Here is a 19,649-nt window from a genome sequence, read left to right as displayed (position 1 = left end):
CACTATGTAGTATATATTCATATATGATTGGTTAAACTAGAATTTGATTTAAGCTAAAATTACTATTCTTAAACATCGTTCATTATAACGATTGGGTTCTTAAATTTTTTCTTCGATTTAACATCATTAATAATTTTTAAATCTTCTAGCTTTGAATATTTAGCACGTACTATATAAAGACAACAATCTGTGTATTTTGAAAGTGCAAAAGTATCTGCCAGTTTACCTAATGGTGCAGAATCGATTAAAATATAGTCGAATTCTTGTCTTAACTGAACCATTAACTCCTCCATTTTTTTGGAACCAAATGCTTCTAGTCCATCAATCTGTTCTGACCCTAAACCAATGGCAAATAAGTTTGCATTGTCTTTGACTGGAACCAAAATATCATTTACAGAAATGGTATTTAAAGGTTGATTTAAAAAATTGGTAACTCCGAATTCCTTTTTAGTTTCGCCTAAATTTTCAATTAATTCGGGATTATGTTTATCTAATTCCAAAATCACTACTTTAGAACTTGATGATGCTAATGCTACGCCCATGTTTGATGAGAAAAAAGTTTTTCCTTCACCTTGAGTTGCAGAAGTAACCAAAACGGTTTGTACATTCTTTTTTGATAGCATAAAATCTAAATTCATCCTTACCATTCTAAAACCTTGAGCTAGACTACTAGCTTCTTCACCCCTTACTATTATTTTTTTGTCTGATGCATTATGTGCAATTTCACCAATTACAGAAACAGTAGTTCTCTTTTCAACATCTTTCTTACTCAACACTTTGTTATTCATAAAATCTTTTAAATGAATAACAGCCAATGGCAATGCAAGAGCACATAATAATGATATCAATAAGTATAATTTTTTGTCAGATGATCCTGATTCATAATCGGTAATAGCTTTGTCAATTACCATAAAATTATCTTGCTTAACACCTACCATTAAAGCAGCCTCTTCTCTTTTTTGGAGTAAGTACAGAAATAGATTTTCTTTAATTCCTTGTTCTCTGCTTATTTCTAGTAATTGTCTTTGCATAGATGGTATTCTTTGCTTCTTTTCAGCAAATTCATCTGATCGATTTTGAATACTGCCAATTATACTTCTTAAACTTTGCTTTGAGGTTGAAAGACTTCCTAATATATTACCTCTAAGTTCAGACAACTGATTTCTAATATCAATCATTTTAGGATTGTTCTCAGGAACTGTCCTTTGTAAACTCTTTCGGTCAATTTGAAGCCTATTATAACTATTAATCAAATAAGTTAGGTTTGGGCTAGTGACACTCAATGAATTTATAGTAGATTCTTCATTGCCCTTCTTTAAATTACGCTCAATAGAATTTAAAACTTTTAACTCTATCTCGGAATCTGCTAGTTTTCTATCATAATCAATTTCTTGTTCAGAAAAAGATGTTACGTCAAAATCAACACTTGCAAGTTCATTATCCGTTTTAAACTGAGCTACGTTCATTTCAACCTCACTAAGTTCAGCAGAAAGTGTATTTAAACGATTATCAATAAACTTTACATTTTCTAATGCTAAGCCATTTTTTTCTAAAAACGCTTTCTGTCCATATTTAGCAACCAAGCTATTTACTATATCTTCTCCTTTTTCAGGATTAGATTCTTCTAATACTATATTAATTACAGAAGCATCTTTATTAACAACATAAATGTTTAAAGCTTTTTTTACATAATCATGAGCCAACTCATCTATATCCCTAAATTTAACTACAAACTCACTTTCTTTTGAAGTTGACTCAACATTCTTAACTAAATGAAAAATACCGTATGGTTTTTCAATTTTATAATCAAAGTTATAATTGTTATAACCATGTGCAGAAGTTGATTGGAGTGGTACATCTTCAAATTCCTCTTCTAAACTAAAACTATCTTCCCCTTCAATTTTAATTTTTAAAGTAGTTTCGTACGCAAGCGGGTAAATTGTATCAACTATAACTTTGAACGGTAATTCTGAACCGTATACTTCTGTTTCAGGAAAAATATCTGGAGCAATGATTTTACATTGCAACGACAAACTATCCATTACTGAGCGCATTAACTGTACAGACGTTAATACTTCAATTTCATTATTTACCTTTTCCGAATTACTAAATGGATTATTAGCAACTAAATTATTACCAGACGTATTAATATTAGTTTTTTCATTTTTTAAAAGTATTTTACTAGTTATATCATAAGAAGTACTCATGAATTGCAAGGCAATAAAGAAAATAGCCAAAAAGACTAGCAATGAAACGATAAAAAACTTCCATGATTTAAGGTAGCTATTCAATAACCCCTTTACATCAAAATTTTCTTCATTTCGAGTAGTGGACATTTGTGAATCAAAATATTCCTTTTCTGTCATTAAATTTAATTTTATAGGGTAAACAAGCTGATATACTTAACCAGTATCTTAATTACTAATACACATTAAGTTTTATGCAAACTATTTATGTTGAAATATATTATTGAGTTATTTGAAATTTACAATAGCAATTACCGCTAAAGACAAAGAACCTAGTATTACTGAAAACCACTGGGCTGAATTTGACGTATTTCTAACTTTTCTATCGTTAGGTTGCACATAAACAATATCATTTGGTTGTAGATAATAATTGGGCGAAGTAAACAATTCATCTGAGGTCAAATCAATTCTCTTTGTACTTTTAACACCATTTTCTTCACTTATCAATAAAACATTATTTCTCTGCGCATAAATAGTCATATCACCTGCCATGCCCAAAGCTTCTAATAGTGTTACTTTTTCATTAGGAATTGTAAACACCGAAGGTTGATTTACTTCACCGAGAACAGAAACCTTAAAATTCATAAAACGAATATCCACTATTGGCTCCATTAACAATTTTTTCGAAATCAATTCTTCTCTGATATATTCTCTTAATTCCTTTTTAGTCAACCCAGAAACCTCTATTTTCCCTAGAACCGGAAAACGAATGAAACCATCTTGATCGATTAAATAACCAAGAGTTTGAACACCACCTGCATTATTTGCAATATTGAACATCTCAGTTACTTCTGCATTTAAACTGGTAATGTTTATGCTCAACAAATCGTTCTTCTGTAAAATTGGTTCTAAAGGTTCAAAATAAGAGGCAAACGTATTATTACCTACTTCATTGAAGTAAGAGGATTTTTTAGCACTACCACAAGATGATATTTGTAATGCAAACACAAGTAACAAAGAGAATTTAAGCAGGTGGGCTTTTGTTTTTTTTAGGTTAATTGGGGAAAATTCAGCTTTCATAAATAAATAGTTTATAGCTTTTAGTTAACGTATATAGTGAACATCAAAATTAATTCAAAAAAATCTCTTTCATATTAATTCCGTTATCCTAGTTTATAAAATCGTCGTAATAAAGAAATACAGTAATTCTAACCTAAGTAGTATCCCCGTTAAACGAAAAAGAGAACAATTTAAAGACCGACTGCTATGCTTACCGCCATTACAGAAAAGATTTAAAACTGTTTACCGACATAAAATTGGCAATTTTCTCAGTATCTAAAGAAGTTAATGTAATATCATGATCTAAAATTAATTGCTCTGTTGCTATATGACATTTGTACATAGCATCTATATTTATCTCCTTTAGATGATATTGCTGATCAGCAACCATTGTAGAATTATTGATTACTTCAAAAGAGTCTAAAGAAATATGTAAACCAGAACCATTAGACTTAACTATGGCTTCCTTTTGGGTCCAATACCCGTAAAATTGTTCTAATGTATTTGACGAACCAAGTATTGCGTCAAACTCTACTCGTGAGAATTGATCTTTAAAATCTTGAATATTGATATTACTGATTTTCTCAACATCGACGCCTATCTCACCATCTGATGTAATTGCGCAAACAATTACATCATTGGAGTGTGAAATATTGAATTGAATAGCTGAATTTTCTATAAAAGGTTTTTTACCCTTAGAGAAATTCATCTTAAGGTCATCTATATCTAGATAATATAAATTCTGTAATCCGTAAGCTAATAGCAACCTACCAAGTATAGTAGATTTTGCATCTTGCCAACGTTTATATTTAGAAAATTTGTTTACAAACTCCGTTGAGAAACGATGCTTTGCCTCGGCAAAAAAAGCATCGTTGCCTTCATCTGTTAAATAAGTAAACAATACATGTGTCATTTAAATTGATATATCAATCTTCAAATAACCACTTTCTTGACTAGCATCTGCTACATACCAAGCTGGCTGTCCTTTCTCATCTCTACCTAAACGCGCCCCAGGAACAGGTGGCGTATTCAGTTTTTCAAAAGACGATTGCGGACTAGCAACATGATTACCGTTTACACCTTCTTTAGAAAGTATACCTACAGCCACTAATTCATTTATTGAAGCCAATAAAGTTTTCATTAAGAAATCTACATCATCGCTAGTATATGCAGTGGTCAAGAAACATGGGAAACCATCCCAAATATGGATACCTTTTTCACGCATGCTAACAAACAGCAATTCTGAATACGGAATGTCTTTTTTGAATTTCAACCTCCATAAAGAACCAAAATAAGTAATTTCAATTGGGAGCCCGTCTTTTGAAAAAGTAGCATTCAAGCTTTTAGCCATACGTTCTGTCATAGCAGATACATTTGCCTGTAAACTTGGACCTTGCTCTTTCATATGAAGTAAGGATGCTTTTGAAGAAGCTAATGCTAATGGATGACGTACAAAAGTACCCGCAAAGTAAGTAACACCAACCTCAGGATACGAGTCATCTCCATATTGCCAAAATCCGCCATCAAGCGCATCCATATACTCTTTTTTACCTACTATGGCACCAATGGATACCCCACCGCCCATAACTTTACCATAGGTAGCTAAATCTGCTTTTACATCAAACAATGCCTGAGCTCCACCAGGGTGCATTCTAAAGCCAGTAATCACCTCATCGAAAATAAAAGGAATTTCTTCATCAGTAGTCACCTCTCTTACATTCTTAATAAATTCTATAGGCTGAAATTCTGGTCTACGGCTTTGAATAGGTTCAATAAGGACCCCAGCAATTTCATGGGCTCTATCTTTTATGATTTGTAAACTTTCTTCGGTACCATAATCAAGAATCAGCATATTCTGAACTGCTTCTGGCAAAATACCAGCTGCTGCCGGAAAAGTTTTCTTTTTCTGAGAACCTCTAACAATACCTTCATCATTAATACCATGGTAAGCACCGGTAAAAGCTACAATAAGAGAACGTCCTGTAACGGTACGCGCAATACGCATAGCACCAAGTACTGCTTCTGAACCAGTATTACATAATGCGGCTCTATCATGACCCGTAAATTCACATAAAAGTTCACATACCTCACCTGCTAAAGGATGTTGAGGACCTACTTCATACCCAAGGTCAATTTGTTCGTGCATTGCCTTTTTTATGAAATCTGGCTGATAACCAAAGAAGCAAGAACCAAATCCGTTCAACGCGTCTATATATTCATTACCATCCACATCCCACAAGCGATTACCCGAAGATTTACCAATAACAACAGGATAAACTAACTCTTTGGTCAATGGCTTAAATCCTGACACTACTCTTGGATCAGCCATTTTAGCTCTATTGTCTTGAGCGTAATTTTTACTACCAATAGTCTTGGAATTATATTTTTCAGTAAGTTCTTTTAAATATTGCGTTTGTACTTGATCTAATTCTGTTGATTTTTTTTCAATTCTAGGAGAAGCTCCAAATGGTTTTTTATGCTCAAGTTTTTCTTGTTCTGAACGAGCATCTAAACTAGCTGACCCGTTCACCACTTTTGCTGGCACGGGCTTTGCTACAGTAACTGGTTGTGCAGCTGCAGTATTACCTTGTAACAACTGAAGTTGTCTACTCAATAAGTTAAGCTGCTCACCTATTAAGCCTATAGCCGTTTGATTGGTAGCCGAAGTATTTGGAGTACCAGGAACAGCTTGTTGCACATAATTAACAGCGGCAACTGGCTGTGGAGCTGCTTCTGCAACAGGCTGTGGCGCCATTACATCTGCCGGTAAATTCTTATCTAAGTAATTTGCCAGAAGCTCTGGAGTATTAATATCTTCATTTAGTTGTCTAAATGTAATAGGAATTTTAAATTCCTTTTTACACGTAATCGCCATTTGTGTTAGAATTAAAGAATCTAATCCTAATTCTAAAAAGCTACTGTCTTTGTCGGTAACTTCAAGATCAATTCCGTATGAATTTGAAATTAGTTCAGAAATCTTATTTAAAATAGACACGTTTCTCATTGGTGCGGCACTTTTTGGTTTTTCTATTATTCTAGTTATGGGCTGATCGGCATTTAAATGGGTTCTTTCTTTTGGAATAGAAACCAAAGGGTCGATCCAGCATGGTTTACGGTCAAAAACATAGGTTGGTAATCTAAGTTTTTGCCTTTCTTGGTTGTTGTATAAGGCATTCCAATCTATGGTAAGACCAGTTAGCCATAATTGACCTAAAGCTGTTAATACCCCTTGATAAGCATTTTCATCTTTTTTAAGGACAGGTAAAGAAGCTAAAGATTTTATATGTTTTGCGCCTTTATTCTGGCGACTTAAAGTTGTAAGCGTATTACCTGGACCCACTTCTAACAATACCACATCTTCTAACTTCACTATGGTATCCATAGCATCTGAAAATAGTACGGTATCTCGCAAATGGTTTGTCCAGTAAACAGGATTTACGGCTTCTTCATTAGTAAGCCAACTACCTGTAACGGTAGATACTATTGGTATTTGCGGAATATTTAAATTGATATTCTTTACCAGCTCACCAAATTCCTCTAAAATTGGGTTCATCATAGAAGAATGAAAAGCATGACTGGTTGCTATTAAGCGGTATGGTAAACCCTGTGCTTTTAGAAGTTCACTAAATTTCGTAATCTCATCATCTTCACCAGATACTACACAAAGCTTTGCAGAATTTACCGCTGCAACTGATAGTGTTTCTGGAAGTATCTGCTCTAGCGATTCTTGATCTATTCTTACCGTAAGCATACTGCCTTTTGGAAGACCGCTTACCAAAATACCTCGCATTGAAACCAATTTCAAGGCATCATCTAAACTGAAAACCCCAGCTAAATGAGCACCTACAAATTCACCAAGACTATGTCCGCATAACACTGTTGGGTGTATTCCCCAGCTCATCCATAGTTGTGATAGTGCATATTCTATAGTAAATAATGCAGGTTGTGTATAACGGGTATCTTTTAACTTATTTTCTGCATCCTCAGAACTTGCATCCTGAAAAATAATTTCTCGTATATCTACCTTTATAGTATCTAACAATAAATGGGCACATATATCTACAGCTTCCCGAAAAGCGCTTTCCCCATCATATAGGTCTTTACCCATGTTTAAATATTGAGAACCTTGACCTGGAAGTAGAAATACGATTTCACTCGGCACAATTTTCACAACTGAAGATTGTGTTGCCTTTATATCCTTATCCAATAAAACATCAGTAGCTACTTTTGTATCATCGGCTAAAATAAATCTGCGATTATTGAAACTAGCTTTCGTGGTACTTAAAGTATATGCAACATCTGCCAAGTTTAATTCTGGCTTAGTATCCATATGTTTTTTAAGTGCAGTTTCGAATCCGGCTAAACTGGTCTCTGTTTTTGCTGAAATTGGTAAGAGCTGCAATGGACGTTGAAATTTCGGAGTCTTTTGCTCCATTTCATACTCCTCTACCACCACATGCACGTTTGTTCCACCTACACCGAACGAACTTACACCTGCTCTTCTAACTCCCTCTACATCCCAATCAGCCAATGTATTATTGACATAAAACGGACTGTTTTCAAAGTCTATTTCAGGATTAGGTTTATCGAAACCTAAAGAAGGTGGTATAACTTTATGGTTAAATGCTAAAATGGTTTTTATCAATCCGGTTACACCTGCAGCCGCGGTCAGATGCCCCATATTACTTTTCACAGAACCAATTCCGCAGAAATTTCGCTTCTCTTGTTCTCCAAAGGCAAGGTTTAATCCGTCTATCTCTATAGGATCACCTAATGGAGTAGCCGTGCCATGTGTTTCTATATAACTAATGGTATCTGGTGAAATATTGGCATCGTCAATAGCCGCTGCAATAGCATTCGCCTGACCTTCTGCACTAGGTGCCGTAAAGCTACCTTTGTGACCGCCGTCATTATTAATACCTACCCCTTTTACAACGCCGTAAATGATATCGCCATCTTTTTTGGCTTCATCTAAATCTTTCAATATAATAGCCCCTGCCCCGTCACTAAAAACGGTACCTTTTGCTTGAGCATCAAAAGGTCTACAATGACCATCTGTACTTAGCATAGACCCTTCTTGATACAAGTGACCACTATTCATTGGTGCAGTTATACTAGATCCACCAGCAATAGCAATTTCACATTGTCCGTTACGTATAGCCTCTACCGCCTCGGCAATTGCCAATAACGATGTAGAACATGCAGAATGCACACTTACCGCCGGACCTTTTAAATCTAACTGATATGCAGTTCTTGATGCTATATAATCTTTTTCGTTCGCCGTGTCTAATTGAAGTTGACCAATAGTTTCTACAACTTCACTATTAGGCAATACATTCTTTTTATAATAGGTGTTAGTACCTGTACCGGCATAAACACCTACTCTACCATTGTAATGCTCAAGTAAGTGACCAGATTCTTCAAGTACCTCCCAAGCCAATTCTAAAAATAGACGCTGCTGAGGATCCATTGCCTCGGCAAATTTAGGAGTCAATCCGAAAAAACGGGCGTCAAAGGTTTTTGCTGAAGACACAATACCTCTTGCAGCAACATATAAAGGATCTTTTCGCGTAGCCTCAGGAATACTTTGATCTAATTCTTCTGGAGTAAAAAAGGAAATGGTTTCTTTTCCACTCTTTAAAACATCCCAAAACTCATCAATGTTATTAGCTCCTGGAAATCTACCGGACATAGCAATAATAGCTACATCCTTAGATTTATTTGTATCTTTTTTCTTGTACTTAAATACAGGTGAAGTATTCTTCTTGTTTCCATCAAGAAATAATGAAAGAGATGCTATAGTCGTATATTGATATAATTTAGTAACAGGTATACGAATACCCGTGGTCTTCATCATGGCATTGGCTACTTTTTGCGCCATAAGTGACGTACCACCCATTTCAAAAAAGTTATCATCTAAACCAATACCCGAAATGCTTAATTCCTTTTCCCAAATAGCAGCAATATTCTTTTCTACTTTGGTACGTGGTTTTCTAAAAATTACATCCGAACTGGATCTTTCATAAGAAGGTTCAGGTAATTTACTTTTATCAATTTTATCGTTGGCATTGGTAGCAAACTCATCTACCCACATGAAGAAAGCTGGCACCATAAATACTGGTAGCTTTTCTTCTAGTCCTGATTTTAATTCACTAATTGATGGTTTAACACCATTAGCCTGCAGGTATGCAACCAATCTAGTTTCACCATCTTTATTGGTATTAGCTAAAACAACCGCTCTTTTTACACCCGAAATTTCATTTAAGGTAGATTCAATTTCACCTAGCTCTACACGGTGACCACGTATTTTCACCTGGTGATCTATTCTACCAACGAATTCAAAATTACCATCTGGTAACAACCGAACTAAATCACCCGAACGATACATTTTCTCGTCCGCTAAAAAAGGATTTTCGGCAAACTTTTGTTTGCTAAGTTCTGGTCTGTTTAAATAACCACGTGCAAGACCGTAGCCAGAAACACATAATTCTCCAATTACACCTGTAGGCTGCAATTGATCTTGACCGTTTACAACAAAAGCAGATAATGTGGGTATACAATTACCAATATTAGAAACATTGGTTCTTATATCCTCATCATCTATCATTTTAAAGGTTACAAAAACGGTAGTCTCTGTAATACCATATCCATTTACAAATTGTATCGCCGGAAACCGTTCATGCCATTTCTTTAAATATTTAGGAAATAAAGACTCGCCACCAAAAATGACATATCTTAATTTTAAATCGACATTACCTTCTGGTAAGCTACCCATAATGTTCAAGAAAGAAGATGGTGTTTGACTTAAAACAGTAACTTTCTCTTTAATAACCAAGGACATAAATTCATAAGGATCCTTTATGACCGAACTAGAAGGAATAATTAATTTTCCACCGAACAGCAGCGCTCCATACATTTCCCAAACCGAGAAATCGAAACAGTATGAATGGAACATCGTCCAAACATCAGTTTCATTGAAATCAAACAACTGATTGTCATGCACGAACAAACTAACAATGTTTGTATGCTCTAACATTACCCCTTTGGGTTTACCTGTAGTACCAGAAGTATAAATGATATAAATTAAATCATTAGGATTCAAGTCGACACTTGTAATTTCTTCTTTAGAATAAGCGTCTATTGTAGAATTAAACTCTTCAATTGCAGTTGCGTCAACCGTAAAGTCGCAATTACTATCTTCTTTTATATACTCTTTTCGTTTATCAGGATAATTAGGATCAACAGGTACATATACGGCACCAGCTTTCATAATACCCACCATACTAATAATAAGCCATTCGCTACGATCTAATATCAAGCAAGCCAAATTTCCTTTAACAGCTCCTTTTTTCTTAATTAAATAATCTGCAAATTGGTTAGATAGTTTATGAAGTTCTCTATAAGTTAGACTTCTATCTTCATAAACTACAGCAATTCTATTCGGTGTCTTTTCTGCTTGTTCATTTAATAGATCAACAATAGTTTTTTCTCTAGGGTAATCTACATACGGTGAGTTGAAATCGTTTAAAATTCTAGATTGTTCCTTATCTAAAAGAACATTAACACTACCTATAGCTACAGATGGTTGTTCAATTAATCGCGGCACTAAAGTCTTTAAGTGCACCATGAATTGCTCCATTACATCTTTATCGAAAACATTTTCATTGAAAACTACTTCTAATTTTATATGCTCATTAGAAAGATCCAATAACACCTTTATATTTGACAAAGAATCAACCAATCCTACAAATTCAATACCATCAGTAACGTTATCTTCATTTGAAATAGACGCCTGATTTTTAGAAGAATTTATGGAAACTACAAAATCTAAAAGTGCGTTTTCACCATTCTCATTTACAAGGTTAAAATCTTCAACAAATTTATCCATCGGATATGGATTTGCTTTGTTTAATTGAAGTATGCTTTTTGTTTGATTATTTAACGTATTAAAATCTACGGTAGGATCAACTGTATTTCTAAATAGCGATAACGTATTATCATCTATAGTTAAGCCAAACGAAATATCTAATTGGTTGGTGTATCGTTGTAATAGAACACTTAATGCAGAAACCAAAAAAGACTCAAAGCTATTAGTGGCTAGATATGCTTTTACATTACTTGTTACAGCAGCAGAAAAATAGGTACGCAACAAAGAACCTTGCCCAATATTTTCTTCTACGGTAAGCTTTCTACTTGGCAGGTCTAATAATTTTATATCATCTAATAAAATATTCTTCCTGTATGTTGCGGTAGCATCTTTTATTGAATTTGCTTTATTGGCTTCCATTATAAATTAATAATTAGGTATAGACTTATTGGGGACGATACTTGCATATTTTTAAAAATAAATTTTAATCCGACAGTATTTTTCCAATACATTTCAATAAAAATCCTTGAACAAATAGTGGACATCAACTTTAAAGTAAAATTACTGAATATCATAAACATTTCAATTTCAAATAAATGGAGGATTAGTCATTTCTTCAAAAACAATGAAGCATAAATATCTGATTTTAAATGTTTTAAAATAAACTAAGACACTAATTTGGACATTACGTATTTTTTGATTCTCGAAAATTTCATCGAGAAAAAATGACGTTCTTCGAAACTTAAATAAGATTCAAAAATGATGATGTAATTCTATAGATTATGTACAGATTTCTTCGGTCAATGGTTGTATGCAATTCTTCAATATAAACACCACAAATAACCATAGAACCTTAACCGTTTTGATCAAGAATTTTTTGTAACGTTGTAGACAAGACTTTGTCATTAGGCGGATAAAACATACTTAGGTGATCTCCTGGTACATAATGTAGCTCAATACCATCTTTAGCAAAAGTTTTCCATCCAAGATGTACACTATCGTGCGTATAATCAATTGCATCTTCAATTCTAAATAAGTCGACCTTTATAGATAAAGGCTTTAAATGATATCTATCAACAACCTTATTATGTTCAATAATTCGGCTTTCATACTCCCAATCATAATCAGTTTTAGACAATGTAGTTTTGTCTTTCTTTAATCTTAAAAAGAGTTTCTTCAAATTAGCTTTTGTAACTCCAACTCTATATTTAAACCCTTCTCTATTTGATAATTGCTTTAAAACATGCAAGGTCTTATTCGCTAAATAATTACCGTACGCCAACTTCTTACCTAAACTAGTACTCTTACCGTAATGAGCATAGGCATAGGTATCTAAAAGAGCCAAAGTAGCTATTGTTTCTCCTTTTGCCATCAATTGTTTTGCCATTTCATAGGCTATTATACCTCCAGAAGAATAACCTGCCAACTTATATGGTCCTTTTGGTTGTGTTGCCAAAAGAGCTTCATTATAATGCGATGCAATTTCTTCGACCGACTGTAATAATTCTTCTTTACCATCTAAACCTTTTGCCTGAAAACCATAAATTGGCTGATCAGAATCCATATGATCTTTAAGTGTTTTAAAAGAAAGTATATTTAAACCTGCACCATGAACAATAAACATTGGTGTTTTTAATCCATTGGGCTGAATTGGGACCATAGAATCCCAGGTAACCGTGTTTTCTTCTATTTTTAATAAGCTTGCTAGACTTTTAACCGTAGAATATTCAAATAGAGATGACAATGGTAATCTTTGACCAGATTTTTCCTCCAACCTTGTCATTACTTTAGCTGCAATCAGCGAATGCCCGCCTAACTCAAAGAAGTCATCATGTAAATTAACACTATCTAAAAACAAGCATTCTTTCCAAACATCTGAAACTAATTTTTCAGCTTTTGTAAACGGTTGAACAATCGCCACTTTATTTGTAATAGTACTTGTGTCTTTTGGTAGACTTTTTCTATCCAATTTCCCATTTATGGTAACCGGAAGCTCTTCTAACCTTATGTACTCATGAGGCAGCATAAAAACGGGTAGTTCAGCTGCTAATTGCTTTTTCCAAAGCGTAACATCTTTCTCCCATTCATCACCCTCATAAACCACATATGCTTTCAAAGCATTGTTTCTAACATCTGTGGCTGCAGATTGTATCCCTTTTAATTTACTTAAACAATGTTCTATCTCCCCTAGTTCAATTCTATGCCCCCGAACTTTCACTTGCCCGTCTTTACGACCTAAACATTCAATCTGACCGTTTGGCAAGAGCTTACCTAAATCTCCGGATAAATACATTTTTGCATTACCATTTGGCTGAAAGCTATTATTGACAAAACGCTCATTTGTAAGATTATCTTGACCTAAATAACCATTGGTTACTCCGTCACCGCCAATTGCAATTTCACCAACAACACCTTTTCTCACAGGTTTACCGTAAGCATCTAATATATAAATACCGGTATTTGCTACAGGTTTCCCTATTGTGATAGGATCATCTTGCTCTGAAATCTTTGTAAGAATGCAACATACAGTTGTTTCAGTTGGTCCATAAATGTTCCAAACTTCATCACATTTTTCCAGTAATTTCAAGGAAAGAGATTTAGACACCGGCTCGCCACCAATAAGTGCCTTTATATGCAAAGGTTTTTTCCAACCAGAGTCCAATAAAATTTGCCATATGGTTGGCGTTCCCCAAATTACGGTTATGTCATCTTCTATCGCTTTTTGTAATAAAAGATGTCCGTCTTTTCTGGTTTCCTCATCTACCAATACAACGCTTGCACCATGAACTAGTGGCAAGAAAATCTCCATAACCATGGCATCGAAAGAAATTGTAGTGGTCGCAAAAATTTTGTCACTTGCCCTAATACCGGGTTCCTTACCCATTGAATACAGTAAGTTGACTACATTGTTATGTGTAACTTGAACTCCCTTAGGCTTTCCTGTAGAACCAGAAGTATAAATGATATAAGCACCAGCATCAGAAGAAACGCTAACATCTAATACAGTACTACTGGTTTCATTAGCTTTTACCCTTAAATCTTCAATGAAAATAGTCATAACACCATGTGCAAGTTCTTGTTTAGACTTATCACAAATAAAGAAAGTAGATTTGGCATCTGAAATCATCAATAAAGAACGATTGTCAGGATAGCCCGTATCAATGGGCACATACCTAGCTCCGCACTGCAATATTGCAAATAACGTTGCAATTAAATCTGGTGACCTTTCAAGTGATATAGCAACAGTATCTCCTGGTCTTATACCCTTTTCCCACAAGTAAACAGCACTACTATTTATTTTACGTTGTAACTCTGCATAAGTTAACTTCTCATGTTTAAACTCTAAAGCAATTGCGGTTGGCGCACTTGTAGCCTGCTCATATAACAACTCATGAAGTGTTGTTTTTGGATAGTCTAACACAGCACCATTTACAATACTGTTCTCATCTGTAATATTTAGAATTTCAGATAATTTTGCATCTGGTCCTTCAATCAATTTACTTAATATAGTATTGAAAGAGGCTCCCATTTCTTTTATGGTACTTTCTTTAAACAAATCTGTGTTATAAGACCATTCTAGAACTATATTATCATTTGAACCTGTTGCATTCAAAAATAGCTCAAACGTTTCGTGTTCACGTTCATTACTATGATATTGGTAAGACAGTCCTTCAAAAGTAACACCATCATCCAGATCCATATCCACATTAAAAACAACCGGTACCAAAGGTACTCTACCAGGTATTCTAGGAATATTAAGTTTCTTTAATAAACTACCAAAAGATAATTCTTGATTCTCGAAAGCATCAAAATTGGCAGATTTTCTTTTCTTTAAATAATCTATAAAACTATCATTGACGTCAAGATCACTTTTCATTGGCAGTAATTTCACACAATGACCAACTAAGTGTTTAGCCCCCATAGATGATTGTCCTGCAACCGGTAAACCTAGAACAATACTATCATTTTGAGTAGTTTTATAAAGTAATAGCTCAAAAGCAGCCATTAATGTAAGAACCAAACTAGTATTACCTTTTATACCCGTTTGTTTAATACCTTTTACTAAAGTTTTATCTAACAACTGATTGATTCTTGCACCGTTGTATGTTCTCTTGTTTAAATGCTTAAAGTCTAGAGGAAGATTAGTGTTCGGAATATCATTTTGATAAAGATTTAACCAATACTTTTCAGTTTGATTAAATTCAGTACTTGATTTTATTTCATTTTGATGAGTAACATATTCGGTATATGGTACAGCGTCTTGAAGATTGTGGGGTACGTTCTTCACTTTTGAAGAATACAAAACCCCTAATTCTTGCATGATAATGCCTAAAGACCAACCGTCACAAACGATATGATGCGTAGTCATTATAAACTGATATTTATAATCATCAATTTTAAGAATTGCAAAACGTATTAATTGCTCTTTTGTTAAGTCAAACGCCCTGCCTGTATCTTGTTTTGTATACCTATCAATCTGATTTTGCTTATCTTTTTCAGGAACTTGTGAAAAGTCTTGCAAATCTATATTGGTAATAATAGATGTAAATACATTTATAAATTTTCCATCGGGACTAAAGACCGATCGTAAGGATTCATGCCTACTAATTAGCATGTCAACAGACCATTGCAATGCAGCAACATCAAGTTTTCCTTGAAAATCAATTGTTAATGATAGGTTGTATGCCTTATTCGCATCTTCACCACCAAAATAACAAGAATACCAAATCTCTTCTTGTGCATCAGTAGTATGCAAAATATGCTTTAGTTCTGGACCCTCAAAAGGGTTAAAATGAGTAAGTACTTCCAAGAATCTTTAATAATATAGGTTAGTGTATTAAAGAACATGGGGGACTCGTACATCTAAAAGTTATAACGACATTTTGAACATTAACTAGCTTTAACAAAAAGGTTATAACAGTAATTAGAATACGAAATTCTTTAATTACAAGGGTAAATATATTTATAATCCACACAAAACGAATTAAGTTTCGCTAATGTGTAAACAAAAAAAGATGTCTGTTAAAAATGGTCATAATTAAAGTACTCTCTAATAAATTTTGAAAAAATTTTTAAGTAATGTAGACAAAATTAACATAAATCACTAGTATAATATATAAACCAAATGACCAAATTCAGACTTAATCATAACAACTGATATAAAGAAAGGTCCTAAGCTTTTAAAAAAAACTTAGGACCTTTCTATTTGTAAGATCAATACATACTACCTACTCTAAAACACCTAAACTTTCAACAATCTTTCTGTCATCAATTTAGCGTACAATATTTGATTTTGCTCTATAGTATTGAATGTATCCTGAACTTTTACATTCTTGATTGTTTTGCGAACCAATACTTTTTTGGCTTCATTAGTTTTCGCACTTTTTCTAACCTTGAAATACGGTTTAAGATGCATGTAGCAATTTTCAAGAGAAACTAACTTTTTCTTCTGATAAGAAGACATTAGCTTCCCATTTAAAATGTTAGATATCATCATATGGTGGTTTAAGTTGATAAAATAACGGGGAAATACGGTAAAAATTATACATCAAAAAATAGCGTTAATTTTTATAAAAAAGAAAGCAACCCTAATCAATGATGAAATCAAACTTAGCACAAATAATAATCATAAACCCTATTTTGTAAGATATTTATTAAATTTTAACATTTTTTAATGCAATTTGATAATTCCGTAAATCAACTTAAATACTGTTTAAAATACGATTATACTATTCAACAATCTAAGCTCACTAAATAGAAAACAAGATATTTAACGGCACACGCTACATTTAAAATTTCTACCAACAATTGAAATCAATAATCACTTTTAACCCATATAAGAAAGCGACTACAAGAATATTTGATTATATGAGTTATAATTAAAAATATACTGTACCCTTAACGGTTTCCATACAATAAATTCACATTTATAAAACAGTTTATCGAAAAAATCAATAGTTGGTCTAAGGTTTATTTTTTTAGAGCGATAGTACTCAAATAAAATTATAAATTTGCCTCACAACCATTAACCACAGTTAGCACGAGTACTATTGATTTTTTCAATTATTATCGATACTGACTTTTAAATACTTAAATTATTTTAATCTAGGTAGTGGAAAAATTTACTTTTACTTTTAAAAACTAGTTATAATAACTTAAAAAAATAAAAATCCCCCAATCATCTTTACCTTTACTACGTATTTTAACGGAAAAGCAACACATACCTTTTCGAAAGGTTTGTGTTTTAAGTACATTTAAACAAATTAAAATTTTATATTACAGTTATCAAAAATCTCAAATAGAGACTTTAGATAAATAATTAAACATTAAAAACATTATAAATCCATTTTACAATAGTATGAAAGTAGCATTAATCACTGGAGTCACAGGTCAAGACGGCGCTTATTTAAGCGAATTTTTATTAAAAAAAGGATATGAAGTTCATGGATTAAAAAGAAGAGCATCTCTTTTCAACACTGACAGAATAGACCATCTTTACCAGGATCCACATGTAGAACATAGAAATTTTGTACTACATTATGGTGATATGACCGACAGTACTAATCTTATAAGATTAATACAAGAAATACAACCAGATGAGATTTATAATCTAGCGGCAATGAGCCATGTACACGTTTCTTTTGAGGTTCCGGAATATACAGGTAATGCAGATGGTTTAGGTACGCTTAGAATTTTAGATGCGGTTCGTTTATTAGGTCTTGAGAAAAAGACACGTATTTATCAAGCATCTACTTCAGAATTGTATGGTAAAGTACAAGAAGTTCCACAATCTGAAACTACTCCGTTCTACCCACGTAGCCCATATGCAGTTGCAAAAATGTATGCATTTTGGATTACCGTAAATTATAGAGAAGCATACAATATGTTTGCTTGTAACGGTATTCTTTTTAACCATGAATCACCAATTAGAGGAGAAACTTTTGTAACTAGAAAAATTACAAGAGCAGCCGCAAGAATTGGTTTGGGCTTACAAGATAAAATCTACTTAGGTAATTTAGATGCTCAAAGAGATTGGGGTCATGCCAAAGATTATGTTCGCATGATGTGGATGATACTTCAAGCTGAAGAAGCTGAAGATTGGGTTATAGCTACTGGAAAAACTACTCCTGTTCGTGAATTTGTAAGAATGGCTTTTGCAGAAATGGGAATTGAATTAGAATTTAAAGGAGAAGGTGTAGATGAAAAAGGATATGTAAAAGCATGTTCTAATCCAGATATACAAGTTGAAATTGGTAAAGAAGTTCTTGCGGTAGACCCTAAATATTTTAGACCAACAGAGGTTGAGTTATTAATTGGTGATGCAACAAAGGCAAATACCAAATTAGGCTGGATTCCTGAATATGATTTACAAGGATTGGTAAAAGATATGATGACGCATGATTTAAAATTGATGCAAAAAGATCAATACCTTAAAAAAGGTGGTTATGTAACCTTCAATTATTTTGAATAAATAATCATATAATTTACTAATAGTAGGTAAATAACATCCAATGTTAAATAAAGAAGCTAAAATTTATATAGCAGGTCATAGAGGTCTTGTAGGTAGTGCAATAGTCAAAAACCTTGAAAGTAAAGGATATTCGAATCTAATTTTTAAAACACATAAGGAATTAGACTTGACAAATGCCGACAAGGTTGCTGAATTCTTTGAAAATGAAAAGCCCTCTTATGTAATTCTTGCCGCTGCCAAAGTTGGTGGTATAGTCGCAAATAACTCCTATAGGGCAGATTTCATTTATGAGAATCTAATGATTCAAAATAATGTCATACATCAGAGTTATGTACATGGGGTTCAAAAATTACTCTTTCTAGGGAGCACATGCATTTATCCTAAGAATTGTCCACAACCTATGAAAGAAGATTATTTGCTGACAGACACCCTAGAGTATACCAATGAGCCCTATGCCATTGCCAAAATTGCAGGTATTAAAATGTGTGAGAGCTATAATTTGCAATACGGCACGAATTTTATTTCGGTAATGCCCACTAATTTATACGGACCTAATGATAATTTCGATTTAGAGAAATCTCATGTATTACCTGCATTAATTAGAAAAATGCACCTAGGCAAGGCACTGGAGAATAATGACTGGAATTCTATCTCATCAGACTTAAATGCCTTACCTATTGAAGGAATTGACGGAAGTTCATCTAAAGATGATATTCTATCAATCTTAGACAAATACGGTATTAAAAAGAAAGATGACAACATTCATTTAGAAATTTGGGGCACAGGTAACCCAATGCGAGAATTTCTATGGAGTGAAGACATGGCAGATGCCTGCGTTTTCTTGATGGAGCAAAGAGATTTTAAAGACTGTTACGCTCAAGAAAATAAAGAAATTCGCAATACACATATTAACATAGGTACCGGTGTAGATATCAGCATAAAAGACTTAGCTGAACTTATACAGCAGAAAATAGGTTTTAAAGGCGAACTATATTTTAATTCGGACAAACCAGATGGAACATTAAAAAAACTAACAGATCCCTCAAAATTACATGACCTTGGATGG

General features: G+C 33.5%; 8 protein-coding genes. 2 read left to right on the top strand and 6 right to left on the bottom strand.

What is annotated here, in order from left to right; genetic code table 11:
* Positions 1-68 precede the first annotated feature (68 nt).
* The 6 genes from ABJI11_RS16335 to ABJI11_RS16310 all read right to left on the bottom strand — a co-directional run bounded on the left by ABJI11_RS16335 (position 69) and on the right by ABJI11_RS16310 (position 16,609).
* The gene (locus ABJI11_RS16335) at positions 69-2,366 is read right to left on the bottom strand and encodes an AAA family ATPase (protein ID WP_348354588.1); all 2,298 of its coding nucleotides are present in this window, start codon (positions 2,364-2,366) and stop codon (positions 69-71) included.
* A 108-nt stretch (positions 2,367-2,474) separates the two neighbouring features.
* The gene (locus ABJI11_RS16330) at positions 2,475-3,266 is read right to left on the bottom strand and encodes a polysaccharide biosynthesis/export family protein (protein ID WP_348354586.1); all 792 of its coding nucleotides are present in this window, start codon (positions 3,264-3,266) and stop codon (positions 2,475-2,477) included.
* Between the two features lie 199 nt (positions 3,267-3,465).
* Positions 3,466-4,158 carry a 4'-phosphopantetheinyl transferase superfamily protein gene (locus ABJI11_RS16325; protein WP_348354583.1) on the bottom strand — a complete coding sequence of 231 codons (693 nt, stop codon included), beginning with the start codon at positions 4,156-4,158 and terminating at the stop codon, positions 3,466-3,468.
* On the bottom strand, positions 4,159-11,532 hold the full coding sequence (locus ABJI11_RS16320; RefSeq protein WP_348354580.1) for an amino acid adenylation domain-containing protein: 7,374 nt from the start codon (positions 11,530-11,532) through the stop codon (positions 4,159-4,161).
* A gap of 433 nt (positions 11,533-11,965) precedes the next feature.
* Positions 11,966-15,922, bottom strand: coding sequence for an amino acid adenylation domain-containing protein (locus ABJI11_RS16315; RefSeq protein ID WP_348354578.1), 3,957 nt, complete (start codon positions 15,920-15,922; stop codon positions 11,966-11,968).
* 432 nt (positions 15,923-16,354) lie between these two features.
* The gene (locus tag ABJI11_RS16310) at positions 16,355-16,609 is read right to left on the bottom strand and encodes a hypothetical protein (protein WP_348354575.1); all 255 of its coding nucleotides are present in this window, start codon (positions 16,607-16,609) and stop codon (positions 16,355-16,357) included.
* Between the two features lie 861 nt (positions 16,610-17,470).
* On the opposite strand from ABJI11_RS16310, the gene gmd reads away from it, so the two are divergent.
* Both gmd and ABJI11_RS16300 read left to right on the top strand, forming a co-directional pair.
* Positions 17,471-18,583, top strand: a complete 1,113-nt coding sequence (gene gmd / locus ABJI11_RS16305) for a GDP-mannose 4,6-dehydratase (protein ID WP_348354572.1) — start codon at positions 17,471-17,473, stop codon at positions 18,581-18,583.
* A 40-nt stretch (positions 18,584-18,623) separates the two neighbouring features.
* Positions 18,624-19,649, top strand: a 1,026-nt coding sequence (locus ABJI11_RS16300; protein WP_348354569.1) for a GDP-L-fucose synthase, incomplete at its 3' end; no start/stop codon positions are given.

This window comes from Maribacter sp. (assembly GCF_039968975.1).
GTDB lineage: Bacteria > Bacteroidota > Bacteroidia > Flavobacteriales > Flavobacteriaceae > Maribacter.
Note: the sequence above shows the minus strand (reverse complement) of the source record. Positions and strands in the feature narration are given on the sequence as shown.

Coding starts and splice junctions, on each gene's coding strand:
- ABJI11_RS16335 (WP_348354588.1), bottom strand. CDS start 2,366: ATGACAGAAAAGGAATATTTTGATTCACAAATGTCCACTACTCGAAAT.
- ABJI11_RS16330 (WP_348354586.1), bottom strand. CDS start 3,266: ATGAAAGCTGAATTTTCCCCAATTAACCTAAAAAAAACAAAAGCCCAC.
- ABJI11_RS16325 (WP_348354583.1), bottom strand. CDS start 4,158: ATGACACATGTATTGTTTACTTATTTAACAGATGAAGGCAACGATGCT.
- ABJI11_RS16320 (WP_348354580.1), bottom strand. CDS start 11,532: ATGGAAGCCAATAAAGCAAATTCAATAAAAGATGCTACCGCAACATAC.
- ABJI11_RS16310 (WP_348354575.1), bottom strand. CDS start 16,609: ATGATGATATCTAACATTTTAAATGGGAAGCTAATGTCTTCTTATCAG.
- gmd (WP_348354572.1), top strand. CDS start 17,471: ATGAAAGTAGCATTAATCACTGGAGTCACAGGTCAAGACGGCGCTTAT.